The 17511-nt window shown below is 57.8% G+C and carries 17 protein-coding genes; 8 read left to right on the forward strand and 9 right to left on the reverse strand.

Annotation, left to right across the window (positions count from 1 at the left end):
- Positions 1-248 precede the first annotated feature (248 nt).
- From PSTEL_RS20320 to nagA, 3 genes are read left to right on the forward strand one after another with little or no spacing between them, the layout of a single operon-like run.
- On the forward strand, positions 249-1130 hold the full coding sequence (locus PSTEL_RS20320) for a MurR/RpiR family transcriptional regulator (RefSeq protein WP_038698157.1): 882 nt from the start codon (positions 249-251) through the stop codon (positions 1128-1130).
- Positions 1127-1855 carry a glucosamine-6-phosphate deaminase gene (gene nagB, locus PSTEL_RS20325; protein ID WP_038698159.1) on the forward strand — a complete coding sequence of 243 codons (729 nt, stop codon included), beginning with the start codon at positions 1127-1129 and terminating at the stop codon, positions 1853-1855. The genes PSTEL_RS20320 and nagB overlap by 4 nt, the downstream gene beginning before the upstream one ends.
- Positions 1843-3027 carry an N-acetylglucosamine-6-phosphate deacetylase gene (nagA, locus tag PSTEL_RS20330; protein WP_084065215.1) on the forward strand — a complete coding sequence of 395 codons (1185 nt, stop codon included), beginning with the start codon at positions 1843-1845 and terminating at the stop codon, positions 3025-3027. The genes nagB and nagA overlap by 13 nt, the downstream gene beginning before the upstream one ends.
- 97 nt (positions 3028-3124) lie before the next feature.
- Here nagA and PSTEL_RS20335 read toward each other — a convergent pair whose 3' ends face one another.
- The 9 genes from PSTEL_RS20335 to PSTEL_RS20375 all read right to left on the reverse strand — a co-directional run bounded on the left by PSTEL_RS20335 (position 3125) and on the right by PSTEL_RS20375 (position 12522).
- Entirely contained in the window at positions 3125-4060 is a 936-nt protein-coding gene (locus PSTEL_RS20335) for a YhcN/YlaJ family sporulation lipoprotein (protein WP_038698161.1), read from the reverse strand.
- A 99-nt stretch (positions 4061-4159) separates the two neighbouring features.
- The gene (locus PSTEL_RS20340; RefSeq protein WP_038698163.1) at positions 4160-4882 is read right to left on the reverse strand and encodes a glycosyltransferase; all 723 of its coding nucleotides are present in this window, start codon (positions 4880-4882) and stop codon (positions 4160-4162) included.
- Positions 4879-5817: an NAD-dependent epimerase/dehydratase family protein gene (locus PSTEL_RS20345; RefSeq protein WP_038698165.1), complete on the reverse strand. Its 939-nt coding sequence runs from the start codon at positions 5815-5817 to the stop codon at positions 4879-4881. Before PSTEL_RS20345 ends, PSTEL_RS20340 begins: the two co-directional genes overlap by 4 nt.
- Complete coding sequence (locus PSTEL_RS20350) at positions 5814-6653, reverse strand: SDR family oxidoreductase (RefSeq protein WP_038698167.1); 840 nt, start codon at positions 6651-6653, stop codon at positions 5814-5816. Before PSTEL_RS20350 ends, PSTEL_RS20345 begins: the two co-directional genes overlap by 4 nt.
- Positions 6650-7636, reverse strand: a complete 987-nt coding sequence (locus PSTEL_RS20355; RefSeq protein WP_038698169.1) for a polysaccharide biosynthesis protein — start codon at positions 7634-7636, stop codon at positions 6650-6652. Before PSTEL_RS20355 ends, PSTEL_RS20350 begins: the two co-directional genes overlap by 4 nt.
- Complete coding sequence (gene wecB / locus PSTEL_RS20360; protein ID WP_038698171.1) at positions 7626-8720, reverse strand: non-hydrolyzing UDP-N-acetylglucosamine 2-epimerase; 1095 nt, start codon at positions 8718-8720, stop codon at positions 7626-7628. The genes PSTEL_RS20355 and wecB overlap by 11 nt, the downstream gene beginning before the upstream one ends.
- Positions 8721-8761: 41 nt before the next feature.
- Positions 8762-10201 (reverse strand): glycosyltransferase family 4 protein, encoded by a 1440-nt coding sequence (locus PSTEL_RS20365; RefSeq protein ID WP_052098728.1) that lies wholly within the window; start codon positions 10199-10201, stop codon positions 8762-8764.
- 75 nt (positions 10202-10276) lie between these two features.
- Positions 10277-11410 (reverse strand): CgeB family protein, encoded by a 1134-nt coding sequence (locus PSTEL_RS20370; RefSeq protein ID WP_052098730.1) that lies wholly within the window; start codon positions 11408-11410, stop codon positions 10277-10279.
- A gap of 14 nt (positions 11411-11424) precedes the next feature.
- Entirely contained in the window at positions 11425-12522 is a 1098-nt protein-coding gene (locus PSTEL_RS20375) for a CgeB family protein (RefSeq protein WP_038698173.1), read from the reverse strand.
- Positions 12523-12832: 310 nt separating this feature from the next.
- Here PSTEL_RS20375 and PSTEL_RS20380 point away from each other — a divergent pair, with 310 nt between their 5' ends.
- From PSTEL_RS20380 to PSTEL_RS20400, 5 genes are read left to right on the forward strand one after another with little or no spacing between them, the layout of a single operon-like run.
- A complete protein-coding gene (locus PSTEL_RS20380; RefSeq protein WP_038698175.1) occupies positions 12833-13822 on the forward strand; it encodes a hypothetical protein in 990 nt (329 codons plus the stop codon).
- A gap of 25 nt (positions 13823-13847) precedes the next feature.
- Positions 13848-14837 carry a hypothetical protein gene (locus PSTEL_RS20385; RefSeq protein WP_038698177.1) on the forward strand — a complete coding sequence of 330 codons (990 nt, stop codon included), beginning with the start codon at positions 13848-13850 and terminating at the stop codon, positions 14835-14837.
- Positions 14834-15874, forward strand: a complete 1041-nt coding sequence (locus tag PSTEL_RS20390; RefSeq protein WP_052098735.1) for a sugar phosphate nucleotidyltransferase — start codon at positions 14834-14836, stop codon at positions 15872-15874. The genes PSTEL_RS20385 and PSTEL_RS20390 overlap by 4 nt, the downstream gene beginning before the upstream one ends.
- Positions 15871-16434: a dTDP-4-dehydrorhamnose 3,5-epimerase gene (gene rfbC, locus PSTEL_RS20395; RefSeq protein WP_038698179.1), complete on the forward strand. Its 564-nt coding sequence runs from the start codon at positions 15871-15873 to the stop codon at positions 16432-16434. The genes PSTEL_RS20390 and rfbC overlap by 4 nt, the downstream gene beginning before the upstream one ends.
- Entirely contained in the window at positions 16431-17366 is a 936-nt protein-coding gene (locus PSTEL_RS20400) for an NAD-dependent epimerase/dehydratase family protein (RefSeq protein ID WP_038698181.1), read from the forward strand. The genes rfbC and PSTEL_RS20400 overlap by 4 nt, the downstream gene beginning before the upstream one ends.
- Positions 17367-17511 lie beyond the last annotated feature (145 nt).

A 17511-nucleotide genomic window follows, 5' to 3' on the forward strand; every position in this document is an offset into this window, starting at 1 on the left:
CAAAGTTAAAATCATCACTCACCCGTCAATCCCCACCTCTTCCATATTTCAACATTCTTCGAGACAAATCCTGTCTGGTATTCGTATTGCCTGCGCATCGTGCTGCTCTTGTCTGAATTTACCGGGCTTGCATTTTGACGAAAGGCAGTTTATTCTATACTCAGAAAATAATTTTTATGTATTATCGTTAAATTCAGAAAATAATTTTCAAGCTATTTTGATTAAACCGAGCCTAGAGGAGGCTGTCCATGTCCCCCATTCTGCATACCCTGGAGTCCGAGCTCCCGCGTCTCTCGCTGACCGAGCGCAAGCTGGCCGAGCGGATTCTTCACGCTCCCGGGGATATCGTTCACCTCGGCATCACCGAGCTTGCGGAGCAATGCGGCATCAGTCCAGCGGCGGTAACGCGCTTCTGCAAGGAATTTCATTTCAAGGGCTTTCCCGACTTCAAGGTCAAGCTGGCCGCCGAGCTGGCGCACACCGAAGTCGGCCAACAGGGCGGTCCGGCATCCTATCAGGATATTGTGGCGGGCAATCCGCTGGCGACGATTGTTGAAGCGATGCAGGCCAATCACCTCGCCTCCATCCGCGACACGACTTCGCTTCTGGACCTGGACAATCTGGAACAGGCGGTGAAGCTGCTCTGCGGCGCGCGCCGGATCGACCTTTACGGAATAGCGACCTCTTCGGTCGTCGCCCAGGATTTCTACCAGAAGCTGATCCGGATCGGCGTGAACTGCACCGCCTTTGCCGACCCGCATATGCAGATCACCTCGGCGTCCACGCTGTCGGAGGGCGATGTCGCTTTTGCCATCTCGTATTCGGGGGAGACGCCCGAGACAATCGAATCGCTGTCCTGCGCGAAGGAGAACGGCGCATCCACCATCTCGCTCACTTCCTACGGCACCAGCACGCTGGCTTCGCTGAGCGGAATCGCGCTCTTCGCCTCTTCGCTGGAGACAGGCATGCGCCGGGGCGACATGGCGTCAAGAATCGCCCAGCTTCATATTATCGATATTTTATTTACCGGAATGGTCAGCGCGCGGTTCGGCGATTACATCCCCAGACTGGAGCAATCCTACCGCAACGTCCGCCGGTTCAGACATAAAAGAGGAGGCAGCGATACATGAATCTGTTCAAAATCAGCAAGAACGAAGACTTCGCGCAGACGGGAGCCAATCTGGTTGCCGGACTGCTCCAGACCAATCCCAGAGCCGTGCTCGGCCTTGCCACCGGCAGCTCGCCCATCAGCGTCTACGAGGAACTGATCTCCATGCACCGCAGAGGACTTGTCAGCTTCTCCAAGGCATCTTCCTTCAATCTGGATGAGTATGTCGGACTGCCGGCGGATCATCCCGAGAGCTACCGGAGCTTCATGAACCGGAATCTGTTCGATCATATCGATATCGACCTTGCCCGCACGCATATCCCGAACGGCAACGCTCCGGATCTTGCCGCCGAGTGCCGGGCCTACGATGCCATGCTGGAGGAGCAAGGCCCTGTCGATCTTCAGATTCTCGGTATCGGCGGCAACGGCCATATCGGCTTCAACGAGCCGGGCGCCGGCCTTGAGGGCGGAACTCACGTCGTCGGCCTGCTGCCGGAGACGCGCCAGGCCAACTCCCGGTTCTTCCCCTCCATCGACGAGGTTCCGCGCCAGGCGGTCACGATGGGCATCGGCACGATCCTCAAGGCGCGGCAGATTCTTCTGCTGGCGAGAGGGGCCGAGAAGGCGGAGGCAATCCGCAAGGCGGTGCGCGGACCGATCACGACGGAATGCCCTGCCTCCCTGCTTCAAACTCATCCAAATGTTGTCGTTCTGCTCGACGAGGAGGCCGGACAATGGGTGGACTGAATTCCGGCAAGCTGCTGCTGTTCGGACGGGTGATGACACCGGAGGGAGTGCTGAATGACGGCGTTGTCGCCGTCGAGGATGGAGTCATCTTCTACGCAGGCGATGCGAAGGGTCTGCCTGCCCCCTGCTCAGGCTGGCCGGAGAACGGGCGGGGCGAGGATGCGCTCCTGATTCCCGGCTTCGTCGACGTGCATGTCCACGGAGGAGCGGGACATGACTTCATGTATGCGGATCTTCAGGCGATCTCGGAGACTGCCGCCTTTCACGCCGCGAACGGAACAACGACGATGTTAGCCACAACGATGACCGCTTCGAAGAAGGATCTCGATCTGGCGCTGTCCCGGATTCACGCCTACCGGAGCGGGGACATGCCGTACGCGCAAATCGCGGGCGTGCATCTGGAGGGTCCCTTCATCAGCCCGGACTGGCCCGGAGCCCAGAACCCGGAGCATATCGTACTCCCGTCGACGGAATGGCTGGAGGAATGGGAGGCGGCTTATCCGGGAATGATCCGGCAGGTCACCTTCGCTCCCGAGCGCGACGGGGCGGATAAGCTTATTCCCTGGCTCAGAGAGAGAGGCATTACTGCAGCGCTCGGGCATACCGGCGCCACCTACGAGCAGGTCATCGCCGCCGCCGATCTCGGCTTGAATCAGGCGGTCCATACATTCAACCAGATGACCCCGCTTCATCACCGGAAGCCGGGAGCGGCGGGAGCCGTGCTTGCGGATGACCGGATACGGGCCGAGGTAATTGCGGACGGGATTCACGTTCATCCCGCCGCCATCTCGATTCTGGCCCGCCTCAAGGGGCCGTCGGGCCTCATTCTGATCACCGACGCCATGGCGGCGGCGGGGCTTCCGGACGGCAGCTATGCCATCGGCGATCTCCCCGTCACCGTGAAGGACGGCGTCGCCCGTCTGCGTGACAACCCGGACGCTCTGGCCGGAAGCACACTGACGATGATTCGAGGCTTCCGCTTCCTCATACAGGAAGCTGGGCTTTCTCTGGAGGACGCCTCCAGAGCAGCCAGCCTGATACCGGCACAATCGCTCGGTCTGGATCATGTGATCGGCTCGCTGGAGGCCGGCAAGCAAGGAGACATCCTGAAGCTGGACTCGAAGCTTGAGCTTACCGGTGTCTGGATCAAGGGACGGGCGTTATCCTCATAGTTCCGTGCCTCATAATTCGGTTATGTAACGATACAAGCAGTCATTATTCCCTCGCAGGGAATGAATGGCTGCTTGTTTTGGCATTCTAAGCTTAAGTCTAGCGGGCCGTTGTCGTACCGCTGCGTGTCGGGAAAATGCGTTCAACGAGCGTACTGAACTCGTTCGCAAAGCCCGCAATCGGATGGCCGGCACGGACCTGATCAGCGAAGCCGCCGATCCGGTCTACGAAATCCGGGTTGGCTGACACATAGACGTTGTCTATATGAGGGGCGCTTCGCTTGACCTCAACCGAGATTTTGTCCTTCATCGCAGGAGTCACGGCATCAGTAGTGGTGGAAGTGCTGGTGGAATACATGCCGTAGGTATTGCCTCCGCGAGCGGTTGGATACGTGCCTGTGCCCGTCATTGTTTTGCCGTCTTGCGTAAGCGTGCCGATCCGGTTCGTACCTGTTATCCCCGCGCCGCGGTTCTGATACAGAGTACCTCCTCCGGTTCCATAGCCGGTGCCGTTACCCGTACCGTAACCGGTGCTGCCGGGAGTCATGTTCATTCCTTTGGATGTGATGCCATCGGGAGCAACGGTTCTCGGTGTTACAGCATTAGGTGTTACGACTCCCGGTGCAACAGCTTTTGGTGTTACAGTTCCCGGTGCAACAGCTTTTGGTGTTACGGCTCCTGGTGCAACAGTTCTCGGTGTAACGCCTTTGGTCGTGGTGCCTTTGACGGCTGCAGGGGCCTGATTATCCAGAGAGACCGCCACATATGCGCTTCTGCCAACAACGAAGACGTTGGCGTTCTTTACGCCCTTCATGGCGGCAATCCGGCGAGACAACGCATCGTTCATGCTGAGGCTCGTCATGTCCTCTCCACGAACGGAGCGGATTCCGAGACGTCCGTCACGAACGCTTTGGGTGTTAACGGTATTAGTGCCTACTGCCCCCTGATTGTTGTTGTTCGTAGTGCAGCCAGTCAAGCCGATCATGCTGAGCAGCAAAGCGGCCGAAACGGTCATGCCTATTTTTGCCCGTAACATGCAGTCATCCTCCTCTGATTTATAGGTCCAACCATAGTTAGGATGACTCCGCAAGCCCGGAACTATGCTGAAAGGATTTGGCATCGGCGGCCGTTCCGTCTACCCCCCGAGCGAAGTGATGAGCCCGCGAAGCGGCTCGCGATAGCGGGCATTCGTAGCCTCCGCTTCCGCCAGAATCGCCTCGCGGTGCCGGATGGTTCCCATGCCTTCATGCCGCCGATAGCCGGTCAGAGTCTGGTTCAGCATGACGGGGAAATATCCGTTCAGTATGGCCCGATACCACAAATCAAAATCATGTGTGTACGGAAGAGATTCGTCGAACAGCCCGATCGCGCCGAACAGCTCTTTTTTGAACATTACCGTGCAGCCGTTGATGGGGTTGCCCTGCAGGAAGCAGCGGAGCAGTTCGATCGGACTGCCAAAGACGAGACCGGCGTTTAACTGAGTGGCCTGGGAAGCCGCATTGATGTAATTAAAGTTGGTGAATGAAATCAGCAGCCGGTTCTGCTCCATGAACAGCGCCTGATTGTTGATTTTGTCGTGATAAAAAATGTCGTCTGAGCTCAGCCAGGCTACATAATCGCCTGATGCACTGCGGATGCCGTGATTCAGGGCGGAAGCGGTGCCGCCGTTGGCCTTGCCCAAATAATGGACATTCGGGTGCACAAGAAACGGCGTGATCTGGGCGGCATGATACACGGAGCCGTCATCGACCACGATAATTTCGTGAGGAGGCAGGGATTGAGCCAGCGCACTTCCGATCGCCTGCTCGACATAGGGACAGTTGTAGAACGGAATCACGACCGATACTTTCGGCTTCATTGACTTTCTCCTTTCCCGCTGCTGCGGCAATATTCCAGAATATCTCTCAGAGAACGGTCAAGGTTGATTTCCGGACTCCATCCCAGTTCGGAGGCATGGGCATCACAGGCATCCTCCCGCACTAAGAGTGAACCAGGTGCAGACGAAGCCCCCCAATCTACGGGAACCTGGGCCGAAGTCATGGCTAGCAGCCGCGACGCCACCTCCCCGAGCGTCAGGAAGCGTCCGGTATCCACCCTGTAGACCCGCCCCGGCTCCCCTTGGCGAAGAATTAAGCCATAAGCGCGTACTGCATCCCGGACATCCAGAAAATCACGCCGGTCCTGCGCCGAGGACAGTCGGAACGGCGAAGGCGCAGCTCCCCGCTCGCAGGCGGCGATCTTCCCGGCAAGCAGCGAGCAGAACCCGGTCGACGGGCCGGGTCCTATCAAATTGCACGGTTCCACTACGAGAACCCGCTGCCGGAACAAACGGCTCCAGGCCAAAGCCACCCATTCCTCCAGCGTCTTGCTGAGACTATAGGGATGGGAAGGCTGCTCGCCGAGCTCCGGCCTAAATTTCAGCAGGGAGCCGGCGACCAGCACAGGCACGGACGGGCGCCGGCAGAGCGCCTCCAGCACATTCGCTGTCGCCATGACGTTAGCCTCCAGAACCTGCGTCGGCCGTTCCCAGGATTCCGGCACCGAATTCCGGCCGGCCAGATGCAGCACCTCATCGGGAGCCGCGTCGGACATGAGCCTAAGGGCCGCCTCGCGGTCCCGCAGGTCGCAGTACATGACGCGCACCCCCGGAGGGAACGGGGGAACCGTTCCGTCTTGCTGAACGGGCCCCCGCAGCACTGCCGTCACCTCCGCGCCCTCGGCCGCAAAGAAGGCTGCGGCGTGCCGGCCCGTAAAGCCTGCCGCGCCGGTGATAAGAAGCCTCCGGGCGCTCATGTGTATCGCCCGCTTCTCGACATCCACCCGGCCAGCTCTGCCAGCATATCCGGGTAGGATGGCAGTTCGAAGGCCGCGTCTGTCCGGGTCACGGCAAGCGTCCGGTCTTGAACGGGATCATTCGTCGGTACGATCACGACATCCGACTTGCCGAATGCCGAAGCCATCTGGCCGAGTAGTTCCAGCTTGCTGACCGGCGCGGGATGTGCCAAATGAATAAGGCCGGATACCGGCGAGTTCAGCAGGCTGCCGACCGCCTTGGCCAGCTCCAGCGTCGTCACCCCGTTCCACATGACCCGGCGGTAACCCGGCACCCGGCCCGATTGCGCCAGGAACCAGCCCATCAGCCCGATTCCGCCGGGGCGGATTTCCGGCCCGATGATCGAGGTCCGGACCGTAACATGCCCGGACTCCCGAACCTCGCCGAGCGCCTTCGTCACGGCATAGATGGAGGTTCCGTCCGGAGAGTCCTCCTCCGTGTAGCTTCCGCGCGTGCCTTCGAATACACAGTCGGTGCTGATATGGATCAGGCGCGCGGACACCAGATCGGCCGCCCGCCGGAGCCGGTGAGGCAAAAAGCCGTTGATATGATAAGCGGCGATTTTGTCAGCTTCTGCGAATCGGTTAAGCACCCCGACTGCGTTGATGATGCAGTCCGGCGAGACGATGCTTACCGTCTGCTCCACCGCCGCGATGTTGTCAACATCGACGATAAGCCCGTGAGGGTCGCTGCGGTCCCGGGTGGTATAGAAGACCTGGTGCCGGCCCTCAAGGCGGAAATAGTCCGCCAGCATATGCCCCGCCATGCCGTTCCCCCCGAAGATGAGCAGCTTCATTGCAGGAAGCCTCCCCGGAACAGAATGTCGCGGATCTGGCTTTTGGACATCAGATTATTCCCGGAGCTGAAGCTGCTGAAGGTGACCGGCTCACAGCCGGCATACCGGTCCTTCAATTCCGGGATGTTGAGCGTCGGCAGAATGACGAGATACTGGCTGTCGTATACTACGGTTGAGAGGCTCTCGAAATCGCTCATCAGTATTTCATCGATCTTCTCTCCGGGCCGCGTTCCGGTCTCCACAATTTTCACGCCGGCCTTGCCCGACGCCTCGATCAACACCTCGGCCAGATCGACGATCCGGCAGGTGGGCATGGTCATTACGAAGATTTCACCGCCTATGGCGGCCTCGGACGCCTTGAACAGAAGGGTGATGGCATCCCGCAGCGTGAGGAAGAAACGGGTCATTTTGAGATCGGTGATCCGGACTTCCCCTTTATCCCGGATTTGCTTCATGAACAGATGGACGACGCTGCCGTTCGTTCCCAGCACATTCCCGCCCCTTACGGTTACGAACTGCGTACTTGAGCCAAGAAGATTCGCATAGACCATCAGCTTCTCGCCAATGGCTTTGGTCATGCCGTAGAAGTTGGACGGGTTGGCCGCTTTGTCGGTGGAAATGTAGATCACCTTCTTCACATGGCTTGCGGCTGCGGATTCAATGACGTTCTGCGTCCCGATCACATTGGTCTTGAGCGCCTCGTACGGCTGATCCTCGCAGACGGGCACATGCTTCAGGGCGGCCAGATGAAATACATAATCCACTCCCCGGCAGGCTGCGGCAAGCGCCTCCCTGTCCCGGATATCCCCGATTACAAAGGTCAGGCGGGCGTCCTCAAATTCACGGCTCATGGCGACCTGGGCCGACTCGCCGCGCGAGAAGACGATGATCTCCTTCGGGCTCTGCTGCAGCAGCTGCCGGACTAGCTCATGCCCCCAGGAACCGGTGCCGCCTGTAACCAGAATCCGTTGATTATTGAACATACAGGTTCCCTCCAAGCAAAAATTTAACGACCTTGCGCGATACATCCGGCGCCAGATAGCCCTCCGGAATTTCCCAGTTGCGATCCATCTCCGTCATCAGCTTCGCGCTGCGCAGGATGGCCCCGGCAGTGACGCCCGATACGATATTGCTGCCGCAGTCCACTGTCTCCGGCCTTTCAGTCGTCCGTCTTACGGTGACTGTCGGCACACCCATCAGGCAGCATTCCTCCTGTACCGTGCCGCTGTCGGTGACGGCGCAGAAGGCATTCTTCTCAAGCGAGACAAAATCAAAAAAACCGAACGGCTCATGAAATTCCACCAGGCTGTGCATCTGCAGCGGGAAGTCATTGCCGAGTCTTGATCTGGTGCGGGGATGAATGCTGCAGATGAGCCGCTTGCCGAAATGCTCCGCAATCCGGTTCAGTCCGGTCATGATCTCAAGCAGCGGCACGGGCCGGTCGACATTCTCGGCCCGGTGGGCCGTCACGAGAAAATAGCTCCCCTCTTCAAGGCCAAGCCTTGCCAGAACCTCGCTTGACTCGATTTGGTGGCGGTAATGATCCATGACTTCATGAATCGGATTGCCGGTCAGCATAATCCGGCCGGGAGGCATGCCCTCCGCAATCAGATTCCGCTTGCTCTGCGGAGTGTAGGGCATATTCACACTCGACACGGCGTCAATAACCCGCCGGTTCTTCTCTTCGGGCACCTCAAGGTCGTAGCAGCGGTTGCCCGCCTCCATATGCACGACCGGAATGCCCATCCGCTCGGCCAGAATAGCGCAGAGGGCGCTGTTGGTATCCCCGAGCAGCAGAACCCGGTCGGGCCGCTCCTTCATGAGAATCGGCTCCAGCGCGCCGAACATGGCCGCCAGCTGGCCCCCGATTCCCGCCTGCTTCTCCTGCAGGTAATAGTCGGGCGCCCGAAGACCCAGCTCCTTGAAGAAGATGCCGCTGAGGCTTTCGGTAAAATTCTGGCCGGTGTGCACCAACACATGCTGATCCGCGAACCGGTCGAGCAGCGGCACAATCACGCTCAGTCGAATGATCTCCGGCCGTGTGCCGAGAATGGTCATGATCTTCATGTCTTCACTCCCTGTAAGCTCTTGTTGGGCCAAATGCCGATTCAGCGCCGCTTCCGTACGCGGACACGGGCTCTGCCGCCTCGCCGCGCCCGGCGCCGGACCACCGTCTTCGCGGGCTTTGGCTTCCGCAGCTTCCGGCGCAGGCGCGGAGCTTGGCGCCGGGAGAGCCGGCGGCGCGCCCCGCCGCGCGCCTTCCCGGAGCGGCGGGCCCGAAGCCCCTTGGCCCGCTTGCCTTCGGAGCCCCCACCCCCTTCAGCGGGGGGAGGCTCCGGTGCCGGCGGAAGGATGACCGCCGGTGGCGCAGGCCAGCGGAGAAGCCAATGCTCCGCCAGAATTCTCAGGCGCTCGCGGTAAGCGGCCGGTCCGTACAGGGCGGTCGCCCGAAGCCGGACGTTATAGCCGATGTCACCCGCAAGCGAAGGGTTCAGGAAGCGGAGGACGCGCTCCGCAAGCCCTCCGTGATTCTCCGGCGCCGCCAGGCCTTCCTCGAAGCCGACGGCGCGGAGAATCTCGCCCAGCCCGCCGGAATCATAGGCGACGACCGGCTTGCCGAAGACGAGACCTTCGAGCGCGGTCATGCCGAAGCCTTCGCGGACAAGGCTTGGAACAACGACTACATCCATCGCGCAATAAGCCTGAGGCGGACAGGATTCATAACCGGTGAAGCGGAAGCGGGACATCAGGCCCTCAAGCTTCACTTTCTTGATACAACGGGCATAGTACGCCTTATCGCCGGGCTCGCCGATTACGAGAAAGCGGCAGTCCGGCCGCTCCGCCGCCACCGCAACCGCCATATGAATGAAGTGCTCCAGCCCTTTCGGCTCATTTATATATGAAGAAATATATCCGACCAGCGGATGCCCGGGCTTGATGTTCAGCTCCCGCCGCCGTTCAGAACGAAGCTTGCTCCAGGCCGGCTCCATCAGCTCTCCGTCATTCCATGTAGGCGGCAGCAGCGCGATATGCTCCCGCGCTTCCGGTCCGAACGGCTCCGCCGCCGTTTCGGATATGCAGAGGATCTGATCGCTGAGCCTGCGGATAATTCCGGTACCGATCGCGGTGTGCTCGTTCTTCGCGATCGTCTCGCTGATCTTCCACACTACCGGGATTCCCAGGCTTTTGGCCGCCGCAGCGGGCAGCACGTTCACACAGGTGCTCGTAACGATGAACGCGGGCCGCCGCTCCCCGAGCCATGCCGCCAGCTCCCGGAACTCCCGGCCGCCCTGAAGCTCGGCCAGATCCTTCTCCAGTCCTGCGTAAGGGGTATACACTCCGTACAGCAGCGGTATGGGCAGTAACTCAACCGATATGCCGGACTGCCGGGCTTGACGGGTCACCTTGCCTTCCTTCGGAGCCGCCAGCAGGATATCGAAATAAGGAGCCAGCTCTCTGGCAAAGGTAAGCAGCAGCTTCTCGGCGCCCGTAATGCTGCTGACGTTGGATACATGGGAAAACAGAACAACCGCAGGTTTGTCGGCCATTGGCATATTGCCGCTCCCAGCCCTCTCGGCGGCGGGAGCGGCTCTTCACCTCCCTGTTCGATATTCGGGAGCCGTCTATCCGAAGATAATGGTAAGCAGCTCGTTGACCCGCTTCGGATACGTATGATCCCGCAGCGTCCGCTCCAGCCCCTTCAGCGCGATCCGCTGCCGCTCTTCTTCGTTGGCCAGATAGTAGCGGATTTTATCCATCAGCTCCTGCTGCGTGTTGAACGTAACGATCTCTTCGTCCGGTGTGTAGAAGGTTGCCAGGTCATCACGGGCATCGCTAAGCTGCAGGGTACCGCTGGCCATAATTTCAAAGGTCCGGGGATTCGGCGATGCCGCCGGAACCGCCAGCGTGTTATTGTTGACGACGTCGTCGACATGGGAACGATGAAGGTTGATGACGATTCTCGAGCTGCTGTACGCCGCCGCTGTCTCTTGCGGAGACATCCACTTGCCCACCTCGATCCGCTCTCCGTAGATCGGAGCCTCCGGAAGGCGGTCCCACCAGATGCCGTTGAACACCGTGTTGAACTCCATCAGCTGCGGCATGATCTCACGGAAGAAGTTAACCCGGTTCCAGTAAGCTGAGCCGATGAAGCTGATGTCTCTCGGCGATCCCGGACGGGTGATCAGCGGGCGGTAATGCGGCCGGTATGCCGCGAACGGCAAATAATGCACCTGTGCGCAGCCGAGCTGGCGGTAATATTCGATGCAGTTTCGCTCCAGTGTGAAGACGTAATCGTAGTGGGGTGCGAGTACGAGCGTAAAGTCGGTGTAATAAGGGTCGTCAGTCAGCCAGACCGCAGTCCGGATGCCCATGCCCCGAAGCTCGTCAATCTGCTCCGTCGGCAGATCCATCCCATCAAGCACAAGCACAAGGTCGGGCCGGTTGCTGCGGGCCAATTCGACGAGATTCTGGCGGACATCGGTTACGGTCACCGTTGCCGTCAGGGACTGAACCGAAGCCAGCACCGCTTCATCCAGCGGTGAATAGGGATAGCCTTTGCCGGAAGCAACATACATCACGTGAACGTCACGAACGGGCAGCGGCTCCTCGGGGCGTCCATCCAGCACGGCGAAACGCCCCCGCAAATACCCTTGATCAAATCCGCTTCGGAACCCGTTCAGCCTCCCCTGCAGCTTCGCTTCCTGCGCCGGTGTCAGGGGAATCGGCGGAACCGGAAGGATGAAATCTTTAATCATACGCGTCCTCTCCTTTATGTGAGTGTTTCCTCGCACGCCCGGGCTTCATGAATCGTGTCGAGCAGCTCGGGCAGCCTTGCCATAAACGTATGACGGGTCAGTGTGGTCCGCAGGCTCCTCAATGCGAATTTTTGGCGCTCCATCGGATGCTTCAGGTAATACTCGATTTTTGACTCCAGTTCGTTCGCGGATTCGAAAGTCTCCAGATCATAGCCGGGCTCATAATGGTCCTTCAGATCGTCACGGATATCCGTCAGCTGCATCGTACCGCATGCGCTGATTTCATAAGTCCGAGGATTGATCGATCTGGCTGGGATTCCGAATGCATTGCGGTTATCGGATCCCGGCTCCCAGGGCCGGTGAATGTTGATGACAAGCTTGGCTCCGGTGTAATAGTTGGCCGTCTCCTCCGGCGGAATGTAACCGCCGTGAATGAGCGGGGACAGCCTGTCATAGGTCTGCAGCCGCTCCCAGAACCCGCCCGCGATGAAGGTCCGGTGACGGCACAGCACAGGTGCGAGCTTGTCGAACAGCTCGGTCCGGTTATAGAATGCATTGCCGATGAACACGATGTCATACCGGTATTCCGGTCCGATCTTCCGGGGATGGAACATGGCCGGATTAACGCATAAGGGCAAATAATGCACCGACTGCGCACCCACTGAGCGGTAGAATTCCACACAGCCCAGTTCATGCGTGAACACATGGTCGTAGTGGCGGCACAATTCGGCGGTATCCGCCGTAAAATAAGGATCGTCCACGAACCAGACAGCGACCGGAATGCCCAGGCTGCGAATGCCCGCAATCTGCTCCAGGTGATTCTCCGGGAAGACATGCAGCCCATTCATTACTAGCACTGCCTGCGGAGATTCGCGGACAGCGGTCTCCAGCATGTCGTTCGCCGGGGCTATAATCAGTTCCGTGACAAGTCCTGCCAGCGCTTCGGAGACGCCGGCATCTATGGCGTCAAAGCCCTGGGGGACATACATCAGCTTCAAAGGCCGCCGGGCTCCCTGAGCCGGCGGATTCTGCGCCCTTACCGCTTCGCATAGGCCGAGACGGTAGCCCTGGCGGTAACCGTCGCGGTAGCCCATCTTGCGCGTCTTCCTCATATTTGCTTCCACAGCCTCACCCTGCCCTGTCTCAATCTGCCTAACAGTATAGCTATATGCGGGGGAGATAGTTGACTCATGGACACCTGTCCGTCTCATTAATAAATTGGCAGATGCCCTGTGGCAGAAGTACAAGCTGAAGCCATGAGCCTGGACACCTGGGACATTCCATTAACAAGCACTGGACGGTGCGGGAGAAGGATCTTGCGTCCGCCGCCAAACACTAAGCAGGGAGACATGCGCCGTGCCGGTCTATGCTTTCATCCTATATACTTTAGTATTCGAACTTTAAGGAGGAGGTTGTTTCACTGTGATTATCGGCACCGCCGTCAACGCCTGCGGCTTGGCTCAGGCCCTGCTCATGGCGCGCTCGGTAAAGCGACAAATGCCTTGGGCCAAAATAGCATTATGTCTGGTTGAGAAGTTCCCGGCTCATACGTTGCCGGACGTTGACTGGATATTTACGGCCAGAGAAATTTCCGAACACCTGGGGCTTCCGGATTTTGAGAGCCATATGTTCAAGTTCAACTCTCTCCAGTGCGGCGTGGCGATGAAGGGGCGGATGCTCGCGTACCTGCTCGAATCGTTCCCGTTCGAGGAGCATGTCGTTTATCTGGACCCGGAGATGTATGCGTTGCAGCCATTTCACGAAATCGTGCACATGCTGGAGAATCGCGACGTTGTGCTGACTCCCCATCATCTCGAACCCTCCTCCCCGGGAGACTGCTCCCGTGAAATCGGGACATTGGCGGATGGTACCTTCCACAGCGGTATAGTGGCGGTCAAGAACAGCCCGGAAGGACGTCATTTTGCAAAGTGGTGGATGAAGATCGCCTCCGGCGATTTTGAAGGCGAGCCGTCCGGTATGTTCAAGGATCAGCCTTATCTGAATTTCGCGCCTGCTTATTTCAATGCCGGTGTGTTGCGCCATCCGGGTTACAATCTGGCATTCTGGAATCTGCATGAGAACGGCAGGAAGGTCTTCAGAGTGGATGGAGATTTTGTCCTGACCCATCAAGTGCCCCTCTGCTGTGTGAATTTCAGCAACTTTCTGGGCCTGCTTGAGAGCTGTATGAACCAGTATGTCCACGACGACGGAGCATTCCGGCAATTGTGGAGCGAATACCAGCACGAACTGTCGCTTAGCCGCTCAGAGAATCCTTCCCCTCCATGGTCGTACAGCTTCTTCTACAGCGGCGAGACCATTTCCAATGAGACCAGGCTCCGCTACAAGGCAGCTCTTATCAACCGGAAGCCAGGCGGCAATCCCTTCTCCCTATCCAATCAGAGCGAGTTTTAAACCTCTCCAGACAAGGAGGTCCAACATGATCATTTGTTCAGTAACCTGTGCGGACAATCTGCATGAAGCCAAATTAATGGCAAGGGCCGTGAAATATCACATGCCGTATGCCCAGGTCGCCATCTGCTTGATGGAACGGGAAATTCACCCGGCGGCACTGGACGTTCCCTGGTTTGACGAAGTCATTCTCGCCAAGGATCTCGGAATCCCCCGTTTTGAAGCAAGCATTTTTAAGTACAGTCTGCTTGAAGGAGTCACGTCGATTAAGCCGGCGTTTCTCCGCTGCTTGTTTGACCGGCATCCGGAAGAAATGAATGTGGTGTTCATGGATACCGATATTGTCTGCTATGCCCCCTTCGACGACCTGCTGTTCGAGCTGGAACACAGCGATATTCTGCTGGTGCCGCACCGGATTCTGCCAAGCGACTATCCGATGGGTTATCTGCATCATGGCATTTTCAACACCGGTTTTCTGGCTCTCCGCCGGTCGGAGGAAGCCTTTCGGTTCCTGAAATGGTGGGGTGACCGGCTGTACAGTTATTGCTATTACGACGCACCCTTTTTTGTGGATCAGAAATGGGCCGATCTGGCGCCGGCTTTGTTTAACGTAACAGTATGGAAGCATCCCGGATATAACGTAGCCGCGTGGAATTTACACGAAAGCTGCCGGATTATTGTGGGCGAGGAGAACGGGCGGTACTGGCTGGCAGACCAGAAACCGTTCGTATGCTTTCACTACTCGGGAACGCACGGCATGCTGCAGTACTGCATGAACGAATGGATTCCCGACCGGAACAACCCGCTGTACCAGCTGTTTCATCTGTACCTGGAGGAGCTTGAGGTTATGGGAAAAGCCGAGCTATCCCAGATTCCGTGGAGCTATGATTATTATCTGGATGGCACCCCGGTGACGGCGGAGGAGAAGAAAGCCTACGGCGCCGATATCGACGCTTGGAATTCCGGCCGCGATCCCTTTGCATCCAAGCTCTGGGCGAGCGGAGACGAAGGGGCATGAAGGGGCTGATTGTCTGCGCGGGGAAGGGCCAGCGGCTGAGACCGTTCACATTGACCCAGCCGAAAACGCTGCTGCCTGTTGCCAATACCCCCATCCTGTTCTATGCCATTGAGAAGCTTGCAGGCGAAGGAATCCGGGATATCGGAATTGTGATTCATCCTTCCCAGGAAGAGATGATCCGTAAGGCGGCGGGGGACGGGGAACGGTTTGGCGTATCCCTGACCTACCTGTACCAGCAGGAACCGCGGGGGATTGCCGATGCCGTGGCTGCCGCCGAAGATTTTATCGAATCAAATGATTTCATTCTGCTTCTCGGAGACAATCTCGTCAAAGAACCCCTTCGCACCCTGATAGACCGGTTTGAGCAATCGGACGCCTGCATTCTGCTGACGAGTGTCGACAATCCGGAACAGTTCGGCGTGGCGGAAATCAAGGATAACCGCATCGTCTCCCTGGAAGAGAAACCGCTTGTCCCAAGAAGCAATCTGGCTGTCGTCGGCATCTATGCGTTCAGAGCCAGCATCTTTGACCATATCCGCAGCCTCACGCCTTCCGGGCGGGGAGAATATGAAATAACGGACGCCATTCAGAGCTTGATCATAAGCGGACAAAAAGTAGCTTTCGCCCTTACCCGTCAGCCCTGCTCTGACGTCGGAACCTCCCAGCGCTGGCTTGCGGCCAGCCGCTGGGTGATGGATGAATTATGCGGAGACGCAAATAGCATTTCTCCCGGGGCTTCTTTGGAAGGCTGTACGGTCCTCGCTCCGGTAGTCATCGGTGCCGGTTGCGAGCTGCGAAACTGCACGATTGGCCCCTATGTAGCGGTCATGCCCGGAGCCCGTTTGGAGGACTGTCATATTGAACACAGCATTCTGCTAAGCGGTGTTGTAATCAGCGGAACCGGCACAGAGCCAATGACCGGAATATTTGGCGAAGAAGCAAGTATCGTCCGTTCCTCCGTCCAGGGCAGCTACCTCCCGGCTCCGAAGCCTTCATTGAATTTTCGTATGAATGCACATGGGAGGGATCATGGATGAAGATCATTCCACGAAGACTGAAGGGCGTGTTCGAGATCAGGCTGTCTCCGCTGTATGATCACCGGGGTCAGTTCATGAGAGTATACGATGAGACCATCTTCTCCGAGAGCGGACTCCACCGGCGCTGGCTTCAGGAGAATCAGTCCGTGACACTTCGCAAGGGAACGATCCGGGGTCTTCATTTCCAGCATGCTCCCTCTACGGAGACCAAGCTCGTCAGAGCCGTCAAAGGAGCCGTGTATGATGTATTCGTTGATCTAAGAACCGATTCTCCTACATTCGGAGAGTGGGACAGTATCGAGTTATCCGAAGATAATCTGACCATGATCTATATTCCCAGCGGATTCGCACACGGGTTCTGCACAAGAACCGATTACTGTGCCGTTCAGTACAAGGTGGACCGGGAATTCTCTCCCGCTGCGGATGGCGGCATCCGTTGGAACGATCCTTCCATTGGTGTCCGGTGGCCAACCGAGGCCCCCATTCTCTCGGATAAAGACAAGAACTTGCCCACGCTCGAAATGTTCCTTGCTCAGCACAAAGGACTTGATGTGACATGAGAGTGATCGTTACGGGTGCTGGAGGATTTATCGGCAGCTTTCTGTGCGAGCAGCTCTGCCGTGACGGCCATGAGGTCATACGAATCTTCCGCCGTCTGCCGGACGCAGCGGAACGAACGAAGCTCGGGGAAGCGATAGAGGCCGATGTACGGTCGGGCAGCTTCCCCGCTCTAGTACTCCCCGGCGACGCCGTGATTCATCTGGCTGCGGCCAATGATATTATTTCGAAGGATGGCCATGCAGGACTGAGTCTCTCGATACTGGGAACCAAAAATGTACTCGATTTCGCTGTCAACAATCGTATTCCCCGAATGATCTTCTTCTCCACCATTCAGGTTCTCGGATCGGAGCTCGCGGGCGAATATAGTGAGGATTCGGCCATGCAGCCCGAGAACGATTATGCGGCCAATCACGCAATGGCTGAAATTTACACGGAGATGTACGCCAGAAGAGGCCTGCTCCAGGCTGTCAGCATCAGACCAACCAATGTATACGGACACTTTGCCTATCCGACTATCAACCGCTGGAGCCTGGTTCCCGCATGCCTGTGCAGGGAAGCCTTCCTGGACAGGACTATTACGATACGTTCCTCGGGAAGACAGAGAAGAAACTTTATCAGCGTGCAAAGTGTGGCCAAAGCAACAAGCGCCATTTTGACCAACTTCCCAGCATCCTATGATACCGTCAATCTGGGCTCCCCCCTGTATATGACTATTGAGGAAGCCGCCCGCTGCGTGAAGCAGGTGTATGACGAACGGTACGACGAACCGGTGCGCCTCACCCTTCAGGGAGATGAACCAAGGCAGGAGAACCGGTTCCATCTGTCGCTGAGCAGACTGGAGGACCAGTACGGTTTCAAAGAGCACCTCGGCGCAGAGGATTTCCGCAGTCAGATCTCCCTGCTGTTTCAGCAGCTCGAGCATTCTCGCTGATATAGATGCAGCAATCCAACGCCTGAACAGTGTCCAATCCTGCTCCAAGCGTACACCGGGGATAACAATTTCAATTCGAAGCAAGAAGCATAATAGGTATCAAACAAGGAAAGGCCCGTTAAGCGGACACCTGAAGGTGTTCTTG

Origin of the sequence: Paenibacillus stellifer (assembly GCF_000758685.1) — a bacterium.
Lineage (GTDB): Bacteria > Bacillota > Bacilli > Paenibacillales > Paenibacillaceae > Paenibacillus_AQ > Paenibacillus_AQ stellifer.